The sequence below is a fragment of the Alistipes sp. i18-0019-D1 genome, assembly GCF_042852885.1.
Taxonomy (GTDB): domain Bacteria; phylum Bacteroidota; class Bacteroidia; order Bacteroidales; family Rikenellaceae; genus Alistipes.
In genome coordinates, this window is sequence record NZ_AP031424.1 from 2,287,607 (window position 1) to 2,308,567 (window position 20,961).

Annotated in this window: 10 protein-coding genes and 1 pseudogene; 6 read left to right on the plus strand and 5 right to left on the minus strand. The window is 59.7% G+C overall.

The genetic code is table 11. From position 1 onward, the window contains the following. The first annotated feature begins 94 nt into the window (after window positions 1-94). The gene (locus tag ACGHP5_RS09525; protein ID WP_390566371.1) at window positions 95-1,354 is read left to right on the plus strand and encodes an aspartate kinase; all 1,260 of its coding nucleotides are present in this window, start codon (window positions 95-97) and stop codon (window positions 1,352-1,354) included. Window positions 1,355-1,381: 27 nt separating this feature from the next. Here the strand turns inward: ACGHP5_RS09525 and ACGHP5_RS09530 are convergent, their stop codons facing one another. Beyond that, a complete protein-coding gene (locus tag ACGHP5_RS09530) occupies window positions 1,382-2,482 on the minus strand; it encodes a DUF4435 domain-containing protein (RefSeq protein ID WP_290533572.1) in 1,101 nt (366 codons plus the stop codon). An 84-nt stretch (window positions 2,483-2,566) separates the two neighbouring features. On the opposite strand from ACGHP5_RS09530, the gene ACGHP5_RS09535 reads away from it, so the two are divergent. From ACGHP5_RS09535 to ACGHP5_RS09545, 3 genes are all read left to right on the plus strand, one after another. Beyond that, window positions 2,567-2,914, plus strand: a complete 348-nt coding sequence (locus ACGHP5_RS09535) for a translation initiation factor (RefSeq protein ID WP_290533571.1) — start codon at window positions 2,567-2,569, stop codon at window positions 2,912-2,914. A gap of 1 nt (window position 2,915) precedes the next feature. Next, a complete protein-coding gene (locus tag ACGHP5_RS09540; protein ID WP_390566374.1) occupies window positions 2,916-5,855 on the plus strand; it encodes a hypothetical protein in 2,940 nt (979 codons plus the stop codon). A gap of 69 nt (window positions 5,856-5,924) precedes the next feature. After that, window positions 5,925-8,327, plus strand: a complete 2,403-nt coding sequence (locus ACGHP5_RS09545) for a transglycosylase domain-containing protein (protein ID WP_390566376.1) — start codon at window positions 5,925-5,927, stop codon at window positions 8,325-8,327. Window positions 8,328-8,414: 87 nt separating this feature from the next. Here the strand turns inward: ACGHP5_RS09545 and ACGHP5_RS09550 are convergent, their stop codons facing one another. The 4 genes and pseudogenes from ACGHP5_RS09550 to ACGHP5_RS09565 all read right to left on the minus strand — a co-directional run bounded on the left by ACGHP5_RS09550 (window position 8,415) and on the right by ACGHP5_RS09565 (window position 16,176). Beyond that, window positions 8,415-10,232: a DUF4302 domain-containing protein gene (locus ACGHP5_RS09550; RefSeq protein ID WP_390566378.1), complete on the minus strand. Its 1,818-nt coding sequence runs from the start codon at window positions 10,230-10,232 to the stop codon at window positions 8,415-8,417. A gap of 12 nt (window positions 10,233-10,244) precedes the next feature. Next, entirely contained in the window at window positions 10,245-11,174 is a 930-nt protein-coding gene (locus tag ACGHP5_RS09555) for a putative zinc-binding metallopeptidase (RefSeq protein WP_390566380.1), read from the minus strand. A 15-nt stretch (window positions 11,175-11,189) separates the two neighbouring features. Further along, window positions 11,190-12,839, minus strand: a complete 1,650-nt coding sequence (locus ACGHP5_RS09560; protein ID WP_390566382.1) for a RagB/SusD family nutrient uptake outer membrane protein — start codon at window positions 12,837-12,839, stop codon at window positions 11,190-11,192. Window positions 12,840-12,866: 27 nt separating this feature from the next. Next, window positions 12,867-16,176 (minus strand): annotated as a pseudogene (locus ACGHP5_RS09565) (SusC/RagA family TonB-linked outer membrane protein). A 27-nt stretch (window positions 16,177-16,203) separates the two neighbouring features. Between ACGHP5_RS09565 and ACGHP5_RS09570 the strand changes: the two are divergent. Continuing rightward, window positions 16,204-16,512 (plus strand): hypothetical protein, encoded by a 309-nt coding sequence (locus ACGHP5_RS09570; RefSeq protein ID WP_390566384.1) that lies wholly within the window; start codon window positions 16,204-16,206, stop codon window positions 16,510-16,512. Between the two features lie 300 nt (window positions 16,513-16,812). Further along, the gene (locus tag ACGHP5_RS09575; protein WP_390566386.1) at window positions 16,813-20,901 is read left to right on the plus strand and encodes a two-component regulator propeller domain-containing protein; all 4,089 of its coding nucleotides are present in this window, start codon (window positions 16,813-16,815) and stop codon (window positions 20,899-20,901) included. The last annotated feature ends 60 nt before the right edge of the window (window positions 20,902-20,961 follow it).

Genomic DNA, 20,961 nt, shown 5'->3' on the forward strand with positions numbered 1-20,961 from the left:
TTGTGCATTCTGAATTCTGCATTCTGAACGTCGTCCGGCGGTTGGTTGCCTCCGGACGGCAAGGAAGGTTAGTTAGGTTAAAAAGAGAGATACCATGAAAGTCTACAAATTCGGAGGCGCGTCGGTGCGGAATGCCGACGGCGTGAGGAATCTGCGCAAGATCATCGACGACGAGCAGAACCTGTTCATCATCGTTTCGGCGATGGGTAAAACGACCAATGCCCTGGAAAAGGTGTTCGAAGGGCTTCAGAAAGGCGATAAACAGCTCTCCCTGGAGCATGTCGAGTCGCTGCGGAAGTACCATGCGGAGATCATCGACGAACTGTGGCACGTGCCGAAACGGCTGCCGGCGGTCGACGCGCTGTTCGACGAACTGGAAAAGGTCGCCGTGGAAACCGTCTATAAACCGGACGATGCCGAGTTGTGGTACGACACGATCGTGGCTTTCGGCGAGCTGGTATCGACGACGATTATCTCCGAGTACCTGAACTACGCCGGGGTGTCGAACCGCTGGATCGACATGCGCCGCTGTTTTCTCACCGAGCAGCGCCACAAGGACGCCGGGGTGGACATCGAGGCTTCGACTCCGCTGCTGAAAAATGCGCTGGGCAAATGCGTCGAGAACATTTTCATCGGGCAGGGCTTCATCGGCGGCGCGCCCGACGGCACGACCACGACCCTGGGGCGCGAAGGCTCGGACTACTCGGCGGCCGTGGTGGCCAACATTCTCGACGCCGAGTCGATGTCGGTGTGGAAAGACGTGGACGGCGTGATGAACGCCGACCCGAAAGCGTTCCCCGACGCCGTGCAGATCGCCGAGCTGAACTACCTCGACACCATCGAACTGGCTTACAGCGGCGCGCAGATCATCCACCCGAAGACGATCAAGCCGCTCCAGAACAAGAATATTCCGCTTTACGTGCGTCCCTTCGGCGACAAGCGCAAGCCCGGCACGGTGATCCGCGGCATGTCGGCCCCGGTCGACGTGCCCATCCTGATCCTCAAGAAGGACCAGGTGCTGCTGACCATCCGGTCGCGGGACTTCTCCTTCGTGCTGGAAGAGAAGTTCGCCACGATCTTCTCGCTGCTGGAGCGTTTCCGCATCAAGGCCAACCTGATTCACAACTCGGCCGTGAACTTGAGCTTGTGCGTCGACAACTCGTGGCATATCGACGAGGCCATCGAGGCGTTGCGCGAGGCGGGCTTCGACGTGATGAAGGCCGAGAACATGGAACTGCTGACCGTGCGCGGCTATACCGACGAACTGTGGCGGCGTTACGCCCGCGGTCCGCAGGTTTTCGTGCGGCAGGCCACGCAGTCCACCGTGCGCGTGGTCCGCAAACGGGAACAGTAGAGCAATTCAGAATTCAGAATTGCGCATTTACCCCTGCTGTCCGGAGCGGAGTTTGTGGATAATGCCGATCATCGACGTGTCCCGGATTTCGCCGCTGCGCTTCATGTTCCAGATCGTGCGGGCGATGTACCGCTCGATGTCGCGTTCCAGCCGTTTGTAAAGCGGGCTTTTGGTGTAGTTCTCGTTGTCGAGCAGCACGTCGCGGATCGAGCGCAGCGAGTTGGTGTAGTTCGACATTTCGTTCTTGAGCGCCACGCCCTGTTTCTTTGAGGCGGTGATCTTGGCGATCGACATGGCCCGCAGTTTCTCGCACACGGTGTTGAGCACGATCAGCACCACGTTGTCCATCAGCGTGTGGCCGTGCATGAACAGATAGGCGTTTTCGGGCGTCAGGCCGCGCTCGCGGAGCTGCGCCTCGAACTCCTTCATCGGCTCCGTCATCCGCGGGTTGCGCTGGCGGAGCAGGTTCTCGCGCTTCGAGACGTTGCGCCGCAGCCACTCGATCGTCTTCGCGCCGTTGTCCTCGATGTCGAGGTAGCCGATGCGCACCGACTGCTTGAAGTCGATCAGCGGAAAGACGTTCTCCGTGGCCAGCTGCGCCGAGTAGGCGTACCAGAGGAACAGCGGGTAGATCGTGCACGAATATTCGTGCATGAACTTCACGAAGTCGAAGATGCGCGTGTCGTTCTTGGTGGCCTTGACGCAGACGTTGTGCAGCGAGGGTGCGTAGCAGAGGTAGTTCTCGGTGGCGTAGGCGTAGGTGTGGAACATGAATTTCGCCCCGGTGACCTCCTTCGACTGGGACGTGCGCCCGGCGAAGAGGTAGTCGAAATCGGAGTCGACGCAGAGGAGCAGCTCCTCCGACGACCGGGGGATCATGCCCAGGAGCACCTTCTTGCCCTTGGGCAGGTCGCCGCGGTCGGGGACCGAGATTTCGAAACGCAGGTAGGGATTCTGGAAATGGTCGAAGATGCCGCGCCAGAAGGCCACGTCTTCGTAGCCTTCGACATAGACCTTCACCAGCCGCTGGTCGGGGTTGGCCGGCAGCGGTTTGGGCAGCTCGTCGAGCGTCATCGGACGCGTGAAGGGGTTGAGCTTGCGCAGTTTTTCGCGGAACTTCTTTGCCATGCGTTAACAAAGATAAATATTTTGCTAATTTTGCGCAATAAATGACGCCGCTTTCGGCGTTTAATTTCAACCATTCGAACAATTATGGCCGACAACGACTGGAAATCGCGGCTCGGGATGGTCTACTCGACCGACCCGGGTTTCAACTACGAAACGGACGACGAACCCGAAGCCGAGACGCTGCCTGCGGGGCAGCAGGATCTGCGGGTGTGGCTCGACCGCAAGCAGCGGGCGGGCAAGGTCGTGACCCTCGTCAAAGGCTTCGTGGGCCGCGATGCCGACCTTCAGGAACTGGCGCGCATGCTGAAATCCAGGTGCGGCGTCGGCGGTTCGGCGAAGGCGGGCGAAATCATCATCCAGGGCGACCACCGCGACCGCGTGGCCGATCTGCTCATCCGCAGCGGCTACCGCTGCAAAAAAGCCGGTTCGTAACGTGCGCCGGCTGTTGCTCCTCTTCGCGCTCCTGTGCGTGTTGTGCGGCGCCGAGCGCGCCGCGGCCCAGTATTACACCTGGGGTTCGGACCCTCCGCAGAAGTGGTCGGCGATCCGCACGCCCGACGTGCGGATGATCTATCCCGATACGGTCGCCGGCATCGCCCGCCGCACGCTGTTCTACATCCGCACGGTCCGGCCCGACATCGGCTACGGGTTCCGCCACGGCCCGATGCGCATTCCCTTCGTCATGCACCCCGAGAATTTCCAGTCGAACGGACTGGTGATGTACCTTCCCAAGCGCGTGGAATTCCTCACCTCGCCCGCCGTCGACAGCTATTCGATGCCGTGGTACAAGCAGCTCGTGGCCCACGAATACCGCCATGCCGTGCAGTACAACAACCTCGACCGGGGCGTTATCCGCGCCTTGAGCTACGTGCTCGGGCAGCAGGGGTCGACCATCGGCCTGCTGTGCATGCCGATCTGGGCCATGGAGGGCGACGCCGTGATGTCCGAAACGATGATGTCGTCGTTCGGCCGCGGCCTTCAGCCTTCGTTCTCGATGGCCTACCGCGCCATGGGAAGCGTCGGCCGCGACCGCCGCAACATCGACCGCTGGTTCTGCGGCTCCTACCGCGACTACATTCCCGACCACTACGAGCTGGGCTATCAGATCTGTTCCTACGCCTGGGAGCGTTACGGCGAGAACGTCTGGGACAAGGTCGCGTGGTACGGGTCGCGCAATCCCTACGTGCTGGCCACCACGCGCGTGGCGCTGGGCAAATTCTACAAGACCAACGTCATGAAGCTCTTCCGCGGAACCTTCGACGAACTGGAACGCTACTGGGATTCGCTGCCGAAGACCGGGGACAGCGCCGTGCCGCTCACCGCGCTGCCCGAAAAGAACCATACGACCTACCAGTGGCCCCTGCCGCTGGGCGATACGGCGGTGCTGGCGCTGAAAACCGACCTCGACCGCGTGTCGCGTTTCGTTGTGCTCGACCGCCGTACGGGCGGGGAACGGACGGTCTGCCACACGGGGCTGGTCTCGACCCGTCCGTCGATGGCCGGCGGCCGCGTCTGGTGGACCGAGTACCGCCGCTCGACGCTTTTCGAACAGCGCGTCAACTCGCAACTGTGTTACATGGACCTCGCCGACGGTGTGCCCCGCACGGCAGCACGGCAGCGAAATACGCTTTATCCCACGGTTTCGGGCGAGGAGTTCGGATGGGTCGAGTACAATCCCGACGGCCGTTATACGGTCGTGGTGCGGCACGGCGGGGGACCCGAACGGCGGTTCGAAACGCCCGGCAGGTCGGAGATTCACGGACTGGCGTGGGACGATCGGACGGTGGCGTGGTATGTCCTCGTCACGGACGACAGCGGCATGTGGATCGGCCGCATCGATTCCGACGGCATGCACCCGATTACCGAAGGGGCCTATATCACCCTTTCGAACCTCCGGGCCGCGGACGGCAAACTCTACTACGGCTCGATCGCCTCGGGCCGGGACGAAGCCCACTGTTACGACCTGATGGCCCGCCGCGAATACCGCATCACCACCTCGGCCTACGGCTCCTTCGCTCCCGCTCCGGTGGACGGAGGGGTGCTGCTGACGACCTACGACCGCCTCGGCTACCGCGTGGCCGAGCAGCGGGTCTCCGCCGGCGACAGCCTGCTGATTCCCGTCACGCCCTCGCGGCTGCCCGTCAACCTGGTGAACCCGCCCCGCAGACGCTGGGACGTGGTGAACCTCGACACGGTGCGCTATATGCGGGCCGATTCGGTCGGACAGTCCGGCGAGTTCCGTGCGAAGCGGTATCGCAAGGTCCCCAACCTGGTGAACGTCCACAGCTGGATGCCCGTGGCGTTCAATCCCTTTGCGGCGGTCGACGAACACGTGATCGATCTCAATGTGGGCCTTACGCTGATCTCGCAGAACCTGCTTTCGAGCGCCGAGGCCTACGCCTCCTACGGCTGGAACCGGCACGAAGGTTCGCTCGTGAATCTGGGCGTGCGTTATTTCGGGTTGGGCGTGCGTTTCGACCTGGACGCCTCCTACGGCGGCAACCAGCTCTTCTACTCGCTGGCCGGACGCGACCAGCAGGGCAATCCGGTCTACCAAAGCCGTCCCGCGCCCGACAAATACTACTCCGTGGGGCTGTCGGCCACGCTGCCGCTCTATTTCCAACGGGGTTATCACACGCGCCAGTTCTCCCTCTCGGCGGGCTGGAACTACTCCAACGGCATGGTTGCCGACCTGGGCAAGATCGAATGGGAGAACGGCAGCATCTCCAACATCCAGCGGATCGGTTTCCGCGAGGGGCTGCACAAGGTTTCGTTCGGGGCCGGATTTTCCGACCAGGTGCGTATGGCCCACCGCGACATTGCGCCCCGCTGGGGCTACACCTTCAGCGCGAACTACACGTTCAACCCAGCGAACGCCCATTTCAGCGACCTGATTTCGTTCTACGGACAGGCCTATCTGCCGGGATTCGCGCCCCACAACTCGGTGTTGGTGGCCGCGACCTACCAGACTTCGATCGGCGGCTACAAGTTCCCGTCGGGGTATGCCCCGCTGAGCTACAAATCCACGCGGCTGGTTCCGCGCGGATTCACCTCCGCGGACATCGTGTCGAACAACTACATGGCTTTTCAGGCCAACTACCAGCTGCCGGTGTGGTATCCCGAGGGCGGCATCGGCTCGGTGATCTACATCAAGCGCATCCGGCTCAACGCCGGAGGCGACTACGCGCAGTTCCGCGACGTCGGGCGCGACGGGATGGCCCGGCGGCGGATCTGGTCGGTGGGCGGGGACATCGTCTTCGACTTCAACGCCTTCCGGCAGCCGGCGTCGGCCACTTCGACCTTCAAGTTGTCGTGCTACCGCCCGTCGAGCGGCGGGGTGTACGTCGCGGCGTCGGTGGGACTGCCGTTTTAAGTTGAGAGTTGAAAAGCCGGGTTTCCATATTTCACATTCAATTCGTATCTTTGTCGCAAATATCGTCGTATGGGACAGAAAAAAAAGACGGGCGTCAGCCCGAAAACGATAAAATGGATCTGGTACGTGGCTTTCGCGCCCTTTGCGCTCGTGGCGCTGATGCTGGTGCTGACGGCTTTCGGCGTGTTCGGCCGCATGCCCTCGTTCGAGGAGCTGGAGAATCCCCGCAGCAACCTCGCCACGGAGGTTTATTCCGAGGACGGCAAGGTGATCGGAACCTTCTTCGTGCAGAACCGTTCCTATGTGCAGTACGCCGACCTCTACCCGTCGGATTCGACGCTCCACATCCGGCTGGCCGGGCATGAGGTTCCGCCCATCGTCGCTGCGCTCATCTCGACCGAGGACGTCCGTTTCCGCACCCACTCGGGCATCGACATTCCTTCGCTGGCGCGCGTGGCCGTGAAGACCCTGCTGTTGCAGAACATCTCGCAGGGCGGCGGCTCGACCATCACCCAGCAGCTGGCCAAGAACCTCTTTCCACGCGATACGGTCCGCAACCGCGGCGCCGTCGTCCGCAAGGCCAAACTCGTGACCTCGAAGTTCAAGGAGTGGATCACGGCCCTCAAACTCGAATACAACTACACCAAGGAGGAGATCGCCGCCATGTACCTCAATACGGTGGAGTTCGGCTCGAACGCCTTCGGCATCAAGTCGGCGGCCCACACCTTCTTCAACAAGGAGCCGGACGAGCTAAACGTGCAGGAGGCCGCCGTACTGGTGGGGGTGGTGAACGCTCCGACGCGCTATTCGCCCATCCTGAATCCCAAGAATGCCCTCGTGCGCCGCAACCTCGTGCTTTCGCGCATGGAGGAGGCCGGGGCGCTGACCCGCAGGCAGCGCGATTCGCTGGCGGCGCTGCCGATCGTGACCAACTACAAGCCCGTGTCGCACAACGAGGGCGCGGCGACCTATTTCCGCGAGATGCTGCGGCTGGTGATGAACGCCCGGCCTCCCAAGCGCAGTCAGTTCTACAACGAGTGGGACTACGACCAGGCGGTGAAGGAGTACAACGAGAATCCGCTCTACGGCTGGTGTCACAAGAACCGCAAGGCCGACGGCACGCCCTACAATATCTACCGCGACGGACTGAAAATCTATACCACGATCAACTCCGTGATGCAGACCTATGCCGAGCAGGCTGTGCAGCGGCAGATGGAGAAGGAGATTCAGCCCAAGATGGACGCGCAGTTCCGGGCGACGAAGACGCTTTTCGTCGACGCCGACCGCGAGGAACGCGACCGGATCATGCGCCACGCCGTCCGCTATTCGGACCGCTACCGCGAGATGAAGAACGCCGGGGCGGGCGAGAAGGAGATCAACGCCGCCTTCGACAAGCCCTGCAACATGCGGGTGTTCACCTACAGGGGCGAGCGCGACACGCTGATGACGCCGCGCGACTCGATCCTCCACCACAAACGCATCATGCGCGCCGCGATGGTCTCGCTCGATCCTGCCACGGGTTTCGTAAAGGCCTATGTCGGAGGGCCTAACTTCCGTTACTTCAAGTACGACATGGCCAAGCAGGGCAAACGCCAGATCGGCTCGACGATCAAGCCCTTCGTCTACACTTTCGCCATCGACCATCTGGGCCTGACGCCCTGCACGATGGTCCCCAACCTGCCGACGACCATCGAGACGGCCAACGGTACGGCCTGGTCGCCCAAGGAGGCCGGCAATGTCGAGTACGACGGGGTGCTGCACCCCCTCAAGTGGGGACTTGCGCGCAGCCGCAACAACTACTCGGCGTGGATTATGAAGCAGGCCAAGCAGCCGGCTGCCGTGGCCGATTTCATTCATAACATGGGCATCCGCAGTTACATAGACCCCGTTCCGGCGCTGGCTCTCGGCTCTTCGGAATCGAACGTTTACGAGTTGGTGAGCGCCTTTTCGACCTTTGCCAATCAGGGCGTGCACACCGATCCGATCTTCGTGACGCGCATCGAGGACCGTCAGGGCAACCTGATTGCCAGTTTCATTCCCCAGTCGCAGGACGCCGTCAGCGAACGCACGGCCTACACGATGCTCACGATGCTTCAGGACGTGGTCAACTCGGGGACGGCGGGCCGTCTGCGGTGGCAGTTCGGGCTGACCGACATGGAGATCGGCGGCAAGACCGGAACTTCGAACAAGAACCGCGACGCGTGGTTCATGTGCGTGACACCGAAGCTGGTGACCGGCGCCTGGGTCGGCGGCGAGGACCAGTCGGTGCACTTCATCCGCGGCGGCGAGGGCAGCGTGATGGCGCTGCCGATCGTGGGCGAATATATGAAAAAGATCTACGACGACGGTCGTTTCGGCATCAGCCGTACGGACCAGTTCGTGCGTCCGGCGATGATGCCCCGTTACGACTGCGAGGACGAAGTCGACTCCGAGGGGCGGAACAACCCCGAGGACGAGAATTTCTTCGACTGACACGGACCGGGTTTTCTGTATCCGATAAAAGTCCGGGCCGCCCTCAATGGGCGGCCCGGACTTATTTGAGGATCGAACCGGTTTCGCTTATTCGGCCGGGGTGAGGTCGTTCCCGTCGGCGTCCATCAGCTGAACCCACGTGAAGGGACCCACCGGGAAGTCTTTGGCCGTATAGCCCGGACGGACAGCCGGCGAGGTGTAGTAGGATGCCTGGTTTTCCGTCCATCTGAAGAACTCTATGCCGACGTAATCGGTGCCGGTATTGTAGCCGGAACCGTACATCGTTGCCTGGCCTGCCTGCGCCTCGTCGTAAATGCCGACGAGTTTGGGCGAGGTCTGGGTCGTCGTAAATGACGAGTAGGCTCCGGTCGAGTGGGTTATACGGGAGTAGCGAGTCCGGATCGGGTAGACTCCGTCGTAGCCGTAAATCGCATTGTCGGTTTTCGTGTAGAGAATACCGGTCGACTTCGGAATCGGGATGGCCGGAGTGGAGGCGCCATTATAGGATGCCTGGTAATATGCCCGCAGGTCGTACCTGTTTCCGTAGATCGTGATGCCCCAGCCCCGGATCATGTAGGACGAGTTGACGGTGCCCGGTTTTACGATAACCTCGAATGTTACGGGAGCTTCGTTTACCTGCGAGGTGGTGCTCGTAACTCTCCATTTGCCCAGCCATCTCTTGTAGAGAGGATCGGTATTGTCCGGCAAGAGCGAAGCGTCGATCGAAACCGGAAGCGACGTGATGGATGTGGTAGAGGCGATGAATCCGTTGGAGACGGCGCATCCGAATACGACGGCTACGTACTCGTCGTAGAAACTCGGATAGTTGAGCGTATAGGTGTCCGCACCTTTGTGGAGCAGGCTGGCTGCGATCGTTTCGGGATCGTCGCCTGCGCCGATGTTGCCGTTGAGCGTGCCGACCAGGCTTTGCAGGAGCTTTTTCTCGCGCTGGGCCTCGAATTCGGACTTCAGCATCAGCCCCATGTAGTAGTACTCCGTATCCGTTGATGGAACTGTATTCACCGTAACGCTGTTGTAGGTCTTCGTGGCATCGGGAACGGTCACTTCGAACGTGATGTCCGACCGGACCGGCTCGGGCGTCATAATCTTGAAATCGGCGCCGTTGACTTCGGCGAAATAGTAGTCGTCGACAAAGGTGAAGTTCTGTGCGGTCACTCCGTCGATCTCGACCGGCATGTAGAAACTGATGCCGGCCTTGGTGTAGATGAACGGTGCGTACACGGTGGTTTCACTGTCGATCTTGACCGCAAAGCGACGGTTCGTGAGCGTTGCCGAATACGTCTTGTCTTTCACGACGAAGGAATAGGTGTTGAATGACATGTCTTCCGCATTGTTCCGGTAGGTCTCCAGGTCTTCCGACCAGTCGGTGTCCGCGGAAACGGGGGTCAGGATGTAGTAATTCCCCGTGATGATGCCGCGCAGGACGACCATTGCCGCGGATGTCTCCATCACCGTGAATTTGTAGTCGCCCTCCATGCCCTTGTAGGTCGATCCGATGTTGTCGGGATTTTTCGGGTGTACGAAGTAATTGATGAGCGAGTTTTTCGTATCGAAATTGAGCGTGACGCCCAGATCCTCGCCGAACGAATAGAGACTCGTCTCGGTGATGGACGGGTTGCTTTCGATTTCGGAGGCAACGGTGACGCTGCCTTCGGAGAATTTGAAAAACAGGTTGTATCCGCCGAACTCCTGGGTCGGGGAGGGGAAATAGCGCACGTGCCATCCGTTTTCAGCGCTTTCGAGCACGGTCTTGGCCTCCTGCTTGGCGGCTTCGATGCGTTCGGAGGCGGATTTGTCGAAAAGATCCTCCTCGTCGAACAGGCATGAGGTGAGCAGGGCAGGAATGGCCAGAACCAGAAATAGTATGATTGCTGTTTTTTTCATATTCGGTGTCGCTTATTCGTTTGTACCGGAATTTTCGGGCGAGTCCGTATCTTCGTCATCCAGCGAGTCGAAGTCGAGGTTGGGCGCTTCTTCCGCACGGCGCAGTACGATTTCCCGCAGTTCGTTCAGGTCGATGTTCCAGGTGCTTTTCATGTAGTTGGAGACGATTTCGAATTTGGCTTCGATTTTCGGCCGTCCCGTGTCGCCGGCCGTCGTCAGCATCTCCTCCCACTCTTCTGCGCTCCGGTTGACGTAGAGGGCGATGAGTTCCACGAAATCCTCGCTGTCGGCTTTCGATGCATACGGGGAAATGAATCCTTTTTGCAGCGCCGATTCGGTGGTCTTGTAGATTTCGAAGCATTGGTCCTGTACGTAATCCGGGCCGGAAATCTCCGCGAAATCGGTGGGGTAAGGTTTCGTCTGATTGAGGATATGTCCGAATTCGTGGTGGATCGTCTTGAAATAGGCCGTCTTCGCATTGACGGTCTTGGGGTTCAGGTTGTCGAGGTTGTAGAGCGTGATCTTCGCCCCGGCTTCGGCCGTTCCCAGCACCACCGATCCGTTGGTCTTGTAGGCATACGAGCCGACCAGGTAGAGGATTTTCGGGAAATAGGCCTTGATGAAATCCGTGCTGCCGGTTATCTCGTCGTAGGCTTCCAGGCACATGTGGCGCACCAGTTTGGCCATGGCGACCGACTGCTTGTAGCTGGCGGGTGTGAGGTAGTAGCCCATGCTCGACTCGATGTCCTCGAACCGGTATTTGAGCTGGATGTTGTAGGTTTCGACGTAGTTGCGCTTGAGCCAGCGGTCGAGGTCGTTCTGTTCGGTGGTCGTCGGCCGGACCACGCTGGTGGAATCCAGATCGTCGTTGTCCGAACAGGCTGTCAGCGCTGCGCAGAGCAGCGTGACGGAAAAGAGCAGATATATCAGATTCTTTTTCATACGCACTTTGGTTTGTTATTTTCTCGGGTTGGGGGTCAGGCCGGCGGCAATAACGTCGGCCGGGAGTTGCAGGGCGCGGCGCGGATCGGCCGTACCGTTCTCGTCGCTGATCTGATCGGTGATTTGCACGACGGTTTCGGCGTCTTCATCGAGCAGGTAGCGGTAGACCGTGATGCCGAAGCGACGGGTGTCGAACCACCGCATGCCTTCGTGGAGGAACTGGTAGCGGCGCATGAAGATGAGCGCCTGAAGCATGCTCTCCTGCGGGCCGCCCTCTTCGAGCGTGTTGTAGGGGGCCGCATGGAGCTTTTTCTTGGGATTGAGCGTCTGCGGGCTGCTGACCGAGGTCTTTCCGACGTAGAGTTCGGAGTAGTCGGGGTAGGTTTCCGTAGCCCATTTGATGATCGAAGCCTCCGTCATGGATTTGAACCCTGCCGAGAAGAGGTTCGCGGCGTAGAGGTTTATATCCTCCAGAGCCTTGTCGAGCGCCGTCGGGTCTTCGTTCATCTTCATGATATAGGCTTCGGCGCGGTTGAGCAGCGCCTCCTCGGAGGTGAAGAGAACGGAAATCGCTTTGTTGAATCCGGTTCCGGCGACCGGGTCGGTGTATTGGAACACACGCCATGTCCGGGGAAGAATGTATTTGCCGGATGAGGCAAGCACTGCATGCGGCGCTCTGAAAGTCACGCCGCTGCCCCACGGACCGCCCTTTTTCGGCTGAACGGTTTCATAGGTTCCCTGCAGTTTGCCGTGCGAATAACGGCCGGCGGTGGAGTACCAGTCGAAAAGCAGTCCGCTGTTCGATGTCGCGGCCTGGAGGAGGAAGTTGGCCGTGCTGGCCGAGCTGACATACTCCTGATGCCTGCTGGTACTGTTCGGCAGGGCTGCTATTGCACCGTAATCGCGCAGCAGCGACGACGGGTTGGAGGTCAGGGCCATTGTCGCGTATTTGATGGCATTGTCCCAGTCCTGCATGAAAAGGTAGTAACGCGAGGCGAAGCAGCAGGCGGCCTTGTAGTTGAAGTGGTATTTCGGAACCGAATAGGCCGTGTCGTCGATCAGGGGAATGGCTGCTTCGATGTCCTTGCCGATCATCTCGTAGACTTTCTGGAGCGTTCCGCGTTCGTACCTGGGGTTGAGGTCGGTCTCGGCGTGGTCCATATAGGGTATGCCCAGGTAGTTTCCTGCTGTTGCCGGGTGGTAAGGCATGCAGAACATGTTTGCCAGTACGAAATGGGAATAGGCCCGGCAAATCAGGGCTTCGCCTTTGCTGGCCTTGAGCCTCGTGGTGGTGGGTCCTCCCAGCTCCTCGATGGCCGAAAGCGCCTGGTTGGCGTTGGCGATGTTGTTGTAGTTGGAACTCCAGATGTTCCGCGGGGCGTCGTTGTTGCTGGTAACCTCCTCGGCCCATTCATAGACATCCTGATAGAACTGGTTGTAGTTCTTTGTGATGCCGTAGTCGCAGACATTGTCCGAGGAGAGTTCCGCAACGAGCTGGTAGCTGCCCGATCCGCTGATGTAGGCGGAGACGAGTATGTTGGCGATCTTCTCTTCGGAATCCAGCGTCGTGCGCAGATCGGGGTTCTGATCCAGAAAATCGCTGCACGACATGAATGCCGGAATGACGACCGCTATGCCCAGTAAATATATGATGCTTTTTTTCATAGGAATCTTTTTAAGATAAATCAGATTTTACAGTCCGATTCGGATCGTGAGCGTGAACTGCCGCGGCACGGGGGCAGCGACGCCGCCGGTGTTGTAGAACTCGGGATCCTGGCCGTTGAGTTTCTTGTCGGCGTAGATCAGGAAGAGGTTCGTGGCCTGCAGTTTGAGCGAAAGCGAGGAGAAACGCAGCTTCGAAATAAGTCTTTTCGGGAAGTCGTACGAGAGCGAAATCTCCTTCATGCGGATGAAGTCGCCCTTGGCGATGCGTGCCGTCGAGTAGTTGTAGGCGCTGTACCCGTACGAAATCGAGGAGTTCAGCTGGCGCTGGCGCTTCGAGGCGATGGTCGGGATGTTCGTGACGGCTTCGTCGCCGGAGACCATCCAGCGGTTCTTGAACTCCCGCGGCATGGCGTCGAGGTCCGAATAGATGCTGCTGAAGACCGGGTTGAGCCGCACGACGTTGCCGAACGAGTAGGTCATGAAGACGTTCAGACGCCATCCCTTGTACTGGAACGTATTGCCGAAACTGCCCAGGTCGGTCGGGTCGACCGGTCCGGAGTAGACCAGATTCGTTTTCAGGTTGTTCTCGTTGCTGTCCTGGAAATTGAAGGAACTGGAGCTGAGCTTGCCTTCCGTGTTGACCACGACCGGCAGTCCGACTTCGTTCAGCCCTGCGAACTGGAACGAGAAGAGCGAACGGGCGGGATACCCCTCCATCGTGAATCCGGTTCCCGAAACCAGCGTCATTGCGCGTGTGGAAGTTTCGAGTTTGGTGACTTCGTTGTGGATGTGCGAGTAGATGAAGTTGGTGGTCCAGCTGAAATTCTTCGTCTGGATGTTCTTGGTCGAAAGGCTGACCTCGACGCCGTTCGATTTCATCTCCGCGACGTTGCCGTATTTGGAGATCTCGCCGCCGATGCCCTGGGTCGTGACCGTGCCGATCAGGTCGAAGTTGTTGCGTTTGTACCAGTCGAAGGCCAGGTTGATGCGGTTGTTGACGAAACCTGCATCGAGTCCGAGGTTCAGCTCGTGCTTCTTCTCGTAGGTGAGCTGTGCATTTTCGAGGCTCGAAACCTTGAGACCGGTTTCGGTGTCGCCGCTGGTCGGGCGCCACGGGGTCGAGGCATTGATGACAGCCAGCGAGTTGGTGACGTAAGACGGGCCGCGGTCGGCGGTCAGCGAGTAGGAGGCTTTGAGCGACAGGTGCGACAGGGCGGGCTGTACATGATTGAAGAATTTCTCCTCGTGGACGTTCCACGCCCCGGAGATATTCCATGTCGGCAGCCAGCGGGCTTTGCGGCTCTTACCCATCTTGTTGGTCCCTTCGTAGCGGTAGGTTCCGTTGATGGTGTAGCGTCCCTTGTAGGAATAGGTCCCGTTGAAGAAGAAGGCCACCTCCCGGTAGAACGTGTCGCCGATCGTATAGTACTTGCTGCCGTTCTCCATGCCCTGTTTGAAGGCCAGGTAATCGTAGTAAGGCTCCATACCCATATCGTACTGGAGTCCCCAGCCGCGGAACCAGGTGTTGTGACGGTCGATCTTGTTCACCGACATACCGCCGTAGAGGCTGATGATATGCGTGTTGTTGAACGTTTTGTTGTAGGTCGCCGACGCACGGAAGTCGTACGAAAGCATTTTGTTGTCCGTGCGTTCGTAGATGCCGCCCTTGGGCAGCACGGTCACCGGAACGGCGTAGGGGTTGTCCGGATCGGTGTAAAGGAACGGATTGTTGTCCCGGACGGTGGTCGGTTCGACGGTCCGGTAGGCGACGGACTGGTTCGAGGACTCGGTGATGTTGTGCTCCTGTATCGAGGCCTGGTATTTTACCGCACCCAGGGCGCTCAGGTCGAGGCCCTCGACAGGCGTCCACTTCAGCTCGGCCTGGAATTTGGTCTCGACGACCGAAAGGTCGATGTAGTTGTTGGCCAGTTCGTGCAGGATGTTGAAGCGCGCGTAATTCCGCGTGTAGAATTCGCCGGGATCGAGCGTGCGCGACGTGTTGAGCGCGTAGGAGTAGGGGTTGATGTCGAACTCGCGCTTCACCTCGCCCGTCACGTAGTTAGTGGCCGACGACAGGGTTCCCGGTGCCTTCTGTTTACGATAGGAACCGTTGGAAATCAGGTTCAGCGACAGGTTTTTGAAGATGTTGTAGGTGGCGTTGATGTTGGCCGTGTAGCGTTCCACCTTGCTGGTCTTCGTCCATCCCGGGTCGCTCATGGCGCTCAATGAAGCGTAGTAGGACGATTTGTCGGTTCCGGACGAGAGGCTTACCGAGTGGGTGTGCATGACGTTGTTGTTGAACAGCTCGCTGAACCAGTTCGTATTGCGGAACTCCGCCGCACGCAGATAATTTCCGGTGCTCACGTCGTCGTTCTGCAATTGTCCGGCCGCAATCATCTGGTACATCTTTCCGAATACGCCGCTCTCCGAGTCGGTGATGGTTTCGGCGAGGTTGAGCCAGCCTTTTTTCTGCATGTCCATATACACCGACATCTGGTCCTGCGAGTTCATGATGTTGAAATCCCGGTAGGACGGAATCATGCGGTAGGTGAATTCGCCGGTGTAGTTGATGGTGCTCACGCCGGCGCGGCCGCGTTTGGTGGTGATGACGATCACACCCGCCATGGCGCGCGCTCCGTAGATGGAGGTGGCGGAGCCGTCTTTCAGAATGTTGAAACTCTCGATGTCTTCGGCATTGAGTCCGGCGATGGCCGATGCGATGAGCGTCGTGGCGTCGCCCGAGGAGAGGTCGTCGGCGTCGATGTCGACGATGTCCTCCATGATGACGCCGTCAACGACCCACAGCGGCTTCGAACTGCCGTAAATCGATGTGGCGCCGCGCACGCGGATTTTCGGGGCGGTTCCGAACGTACCGGATACGTTCTGGACGGATACGCCGGCCGACCGGCCTTCCAGGCCGCGGCTGATGTCGGCCATACCGGCCAGTTTCACGTCGTCGGCAACCAGCTGGTCTGCGGCTCCCGTGAACAGCCGCTTGTCCATCTTGGTCATACCCGTCACCACGACGGCCTCCACGGCCTGGGCGTCGGGTTCGAGTTTTACCTTGATGTCGGGAGCAATGTCAACATCCTGGGTTTTGTAACCTACATAAGAGATTTGGAGTTTTCCCCCCCCCCTTCGGGACTCCTTGAAGTGCGAATTCTCCCTTGACATCGGTCGAAGTGCCGATTGTCGGACGGTTCTTGACGACAACGGTCGCACCGATGACCGGTGCGTTGTTCTCGTCGACGACACGGCCTTTGACCGTCTGGGTCTGGGCCGAAGCTGCCGTCATGCAGAAAACCGCCGATAGCGATAAGAGCAATTTTTTTATCATAGGCGAAAATTTAAATGGGTTTGGTACATGGTTCGGGTCGACTGCTTTTCCGATGAGCCGTCGGCAATCGGAAAAGAAACAGTATGTTTGAATAAGTGTGCAGCAGGTATGACGGGAGGGTTGCTGCGGGAGGATGCGGATGCGATACGGTGGATTAACCGAGGTGCGGGTCGTTCGGATGCCGTTGTTTCCGGTATTTCGACCTGCGGAACTGGAAAACGGAAAAGGATGCGGAGACTGCCCGGAATGATTTCCCGGCTATCGCCCGATTTTGATGCGAATACCTTTGATGCCGAAACGAGTGCGTTTTCTTCATTGCATGCTGGTTTTATATAAATAGGTGTCGCAAATAAGCCTTTCGGAAAGCGGAAACTTTCGTCCGGGCTTTTACAAAAATATCAGAAAACGGCGTTGTATGAGTATATTTTCTTGTAAAATTAGTATGATTTCATATCACAGAGGCCGAAGATCGCACTTTGCTGCTCCCGGCGCAAGCCATACGGCATATTCGGGAAAAACGCTCGTGCGGTGGGGAATCTGCCGTGTTGTTAAATAAGATATTTTGTTTTGAAATCCGGTTTTTTTGTATATATTTACATAGATATTCCGGTCTGTTTTTATCTAATTCGCCCTGCCATGTATTTCAGATGCGTATTCCTTCTCCTTGCGGTCGCGGTCGCCCGGAGTGCATTCCCGCAAAATATCCGCCGCATTACCCACCGCGACGGGCTGTCGAACAGTTCGATTCTGTCGCTGGCGCAGGATGCCGACGGGTATATCTGGGCGGGCAGCTGCGACGGACTGAATCTGTGGGACGGCAATTCCGCCCGGAATTTCCGTTTCTCGGGCAACCTGATTCAGGAGATCGTCGCCACGGACGACGGTTACCTCTGGGTGCGGACCAACTACGGCGTCGACCGTTTCGACACGCGCGACCGGCGGATCGAAATGCTCGCCGGATTCCAGCGGGTCTATAAATTTGCGGCCCGCAGCCGGGACGAGGCGTTTTTCCTGCACGGCAATAAGCTCTATGGATATGTGGCGTCGAAGGGTGCGTTCGAGCCGGTCGATGTCCGCGGGGCCGAGCTGACCGGAGTGTTGCGCATGTGTCTCGACGGCGACGGCGTATTGTGGCTGGTGCGTTCGGGGGATATCCGTTGTGCGCAGGTGGCCTACGACGCCGACGGCAGGGCTTCGGTGGGGGAGTGGGAGCGGATGACGATGCCGGACGGGGTGGTGTTCACCCGTTACGACGGTGACCGGACGATCTTCTTCACCGACCGGAACGGCATGTTGTTCCGTTTCGACACCGAACAGCGGCGGGCTTTTCCGATTTTCGATTTGCGGGAGGAGCTCGGACGGCGCGGCGCCCTTTCGTCGGTGATCAGCGACAAGGACGATTACGTGCTGGCCTTCGGGATGAGCGGCGTGCTGCGGCTCCGTTCGACCGATCCGATCGAGGGGCGCTACGAGTTGCAGGAGATCGATGTCAACTGCGGCGTTTTTGCATTGCTGAAGGACTGTAACCAGGATATCGTCTGGATCGGAACCGACGGCAGCGGGTTGCTGCGGCAGGCGGTCGGGGAGGTCGCGATCCGTTCGGTCACCTACGAAACGCTGCCCTACCTGCTGACCAAGCCGATCAAGGCGCTGCATGTCGATTCGGAGGGCGACCTCTGGATCGGGACCAAAAACGACGGCATTCTGCGCATCCGCGATTTTTACTCCCGGCGGACTTTTACGCGGGAGAATACCGACAGCTATACGGCCGCCGATTCGCCGCTGGGAAAAAATTCGGTCTTTGCGTTTGCCGGAAGCCGCCGCAATGTGTTGTGGATCGGCGGCGACGGCGGGGTGTGTTACTATTCGTACCGTCACAGGCGGATTTTCGAACTGCCGCAAAGCGGGGAGCTGCGCCGCATATACGGTCTCTGCGAGGACCGGGACGGGGTGCTGTGGGCTGCGAGCGTGGGTTACGGGGTCTGGCGTATCGAACTGTCCGGGAGTGCCGACGCTCCCGTCGCCGCGCGTGTCGAGCCGGTGGAACTGGGACTCGGGACGCGGAGCCGGAACTTCTTTTTCTCCGTTTGCGAGGAGTCCGACTCCACCCTCTGGTTCTGCAACCACGGTATTGGCGTCGTACATTATAACAAGCGCACCCGGGAGGGCCGGACCGTCGGATTCGATGCCCGCCGGGGACTGGCCGTGAACGACGTGACGGCGGGCGTGTGCTGTTCGGACGGTTCGTCGTGGTTCGGGACCGGCTGCGGCCTGGTGCGTTACGATCCGGCGGCCGGCCGGGCGGAACCCGATTTCAGCAACGACCAACTGCGCGGCGGGGTGATCCATGGCCTGCTGGTCGATTCGCTCGACAATATCTGGGTCGGGACCAATGCCGGCATCGTGCGCTACGACCCGGCGACGAACCGTTCGGTGGCTTACGGCGCTTCGTACGGCCTTGATGTGGTCGAGTTCAGCGACGGAGCCTATTTTTACGACCGGGAGCGGGGAAAACTGCTTTTCGGCGGGATCAACGGCTTCGTGGTCATCTCCGATAGCGGGGACTCCGAGGCGGCCTCCTACATGCCGCCCATCCGGTTCCGCGAGGTGAGGGCCAACGGCGAGTCGTACGATGTCGGGGCGCTGATGCGCCGGGGGCGGATGGTGCTGCGGCATCACCAGAATGCTTTCAGCCTTTCGATCGCGGCGCTGGATTACGTCAACGGCAGCAATTATTCCTATTTTTACAAGATCGAGGGCCTGGACGGCGACTGGCACGACAATTACCACAGCAACACGCTGGCTTTCGCCGCATTTCCCGCGGGCCGCTATACGCTCGGGGTGCGCTACCGGAACAATACGACCGGGGAGTGGAGCCCCGTCAGCCGCCTGCCGATCCGTGTGCTGGCTCCGCCCTATGCATCGACCTGGGCCTGGATCGGCTATCTCGCAGCGACGCTGGGCATCGTCATCGGCGTGTCGGGATACCTGATCCGCCGCCGCCGGCTCCGGACGCGGCTCCGGCAGTCGCTCTACGAACAGCGGCAGCGGGAACTGGTCTATGAGTCGTGTATCTGGTCGTTCTCCAACCTGACCAACGAACTCTCGATCCCCGTGACGCTGATAAACGGTCCCTGCCAGCAAATCATGGCCTGCAAGTCGGCCGATGCGTTCGTCCGCCGACAGGCGGAGCTGATCCGGCACAACGCGCAGAAGATCAACGACCTGATCTATATGCTCAACGAATTCCAGTCGACCGATCCCGTCGACGGCTCGGACGATATCGAGATGCTGGACGTTTCGCGTACGGCCGGCGGCATCGCGCAGACATTCGCCGATTATGCCGGGGAGAACCGCATCGCCTACCGGACGGCCGTAGGCAGCGGCGTGCTGTTCCCTTCGGTGCGCAATATCCTGATGATGATCTTCAATATACTGCTTTCCAATGCGTTCCGCCGGACGGGACCGGGCGGCGAGGTCAGTGTTTCGGCCGGGATATGCTCCGCGCCGCACCCGGACGATGCTGCTTCCGGCGCCGGGGAAGAGGCTCCCGACGCGGCGGAACGGCTTCGGATCGAGGTTTCGAACCGGGGTGCGGAACTCGATGCCGGGCAGATCGAACTGATTTTCGACCGTTATAAACTGTTCAACCACCTGGGGGAGTTGAGCCGCAGGGGCGTGTCGCTGAAGGACGACCTGGAGCTGGCGATCTGTTACAACCTCGTGGCCAAACTCCAGGGCGAATTCCGCGTGGAGAGCCGCGACGGGCTGACGACCTTTACGCTGTCGCTGCCGCGGCTCGGAATCACCCGTGCGGCCCGGCCCGCCGCACAGCCCGACATCGTTGCCGAGCAGCGGTTCAGCCTGTCCGTGCCGGCTCCTGCGGCCTCCGCGGTGGCGTTCAGCGACATGCTCCCGACGATGCTCGTCATCAACGAGGACCGGGATATGGCCGATTTCATCGCCGGGTTGTTCAGCGGCAGTTACAACGTGCGGATCGTCTCCGACCTGAAATGTCCGCAGGAGAAACTGGCCGAGGCGCAGCCGCAGATCATCATTTGCGGGGCGGTGTCGCTCAATGCGGCGATGATCGGCGTGATCCGCACGATCCGTGAAACCAAGCAGCTGATGCAGGTCCCGATTATCCTGCTGACGGCGGTTTCCCGTACGGACGTGAAGGTCGAGGGGCTGGAACTGGGCGTGGACATCTGCCTGAAGCTGCCCTTCGACATCACCCACCTTCAGAGCGTCGTCGACCAGCTGTTGCGCCGTTACGAATCGCTGAAAAGCTACGGACGCTCGGTTTACAGCGCTTTCGACCTTACGCAGGGGCGGTTGCTGCACAAGGACGACAAGGCGTTTCTGGAACGGATGCTCGACATCATCAACCGGAACGTTCTCGATCCGGGATTCTCGACGCAGTTCATCGCCCGGGAACTCGGTATGAGCCTCTGCAATTTCTACCGCCGCCTGGGGACGATCACCGGCCAGACTCCGGCGGGAATCATCCGGGAGTACCGGCTGAACCTGGCCGAGCAGCTGCTGGTGACCACGCGGCTCTCGATCGACGAGATTATCTACAGGTCGGGTTTCGCCAACCGAAGCACCTTTTTCCGGGGATTCATCGCCCGGTTCGGGGCGACGCCGAAGGTCTATCGCGAGCGGAAGATCGAGGAGGCGCTGCGGGAAAAGGACGCCCCGGCCGAGGAATCGGACCGGGCGTGAGAGCGGCCTTCGGCGGCGCAGGCGCAGTCCTTTTCCGGTTTCCGGACCGCATGCCTGTGT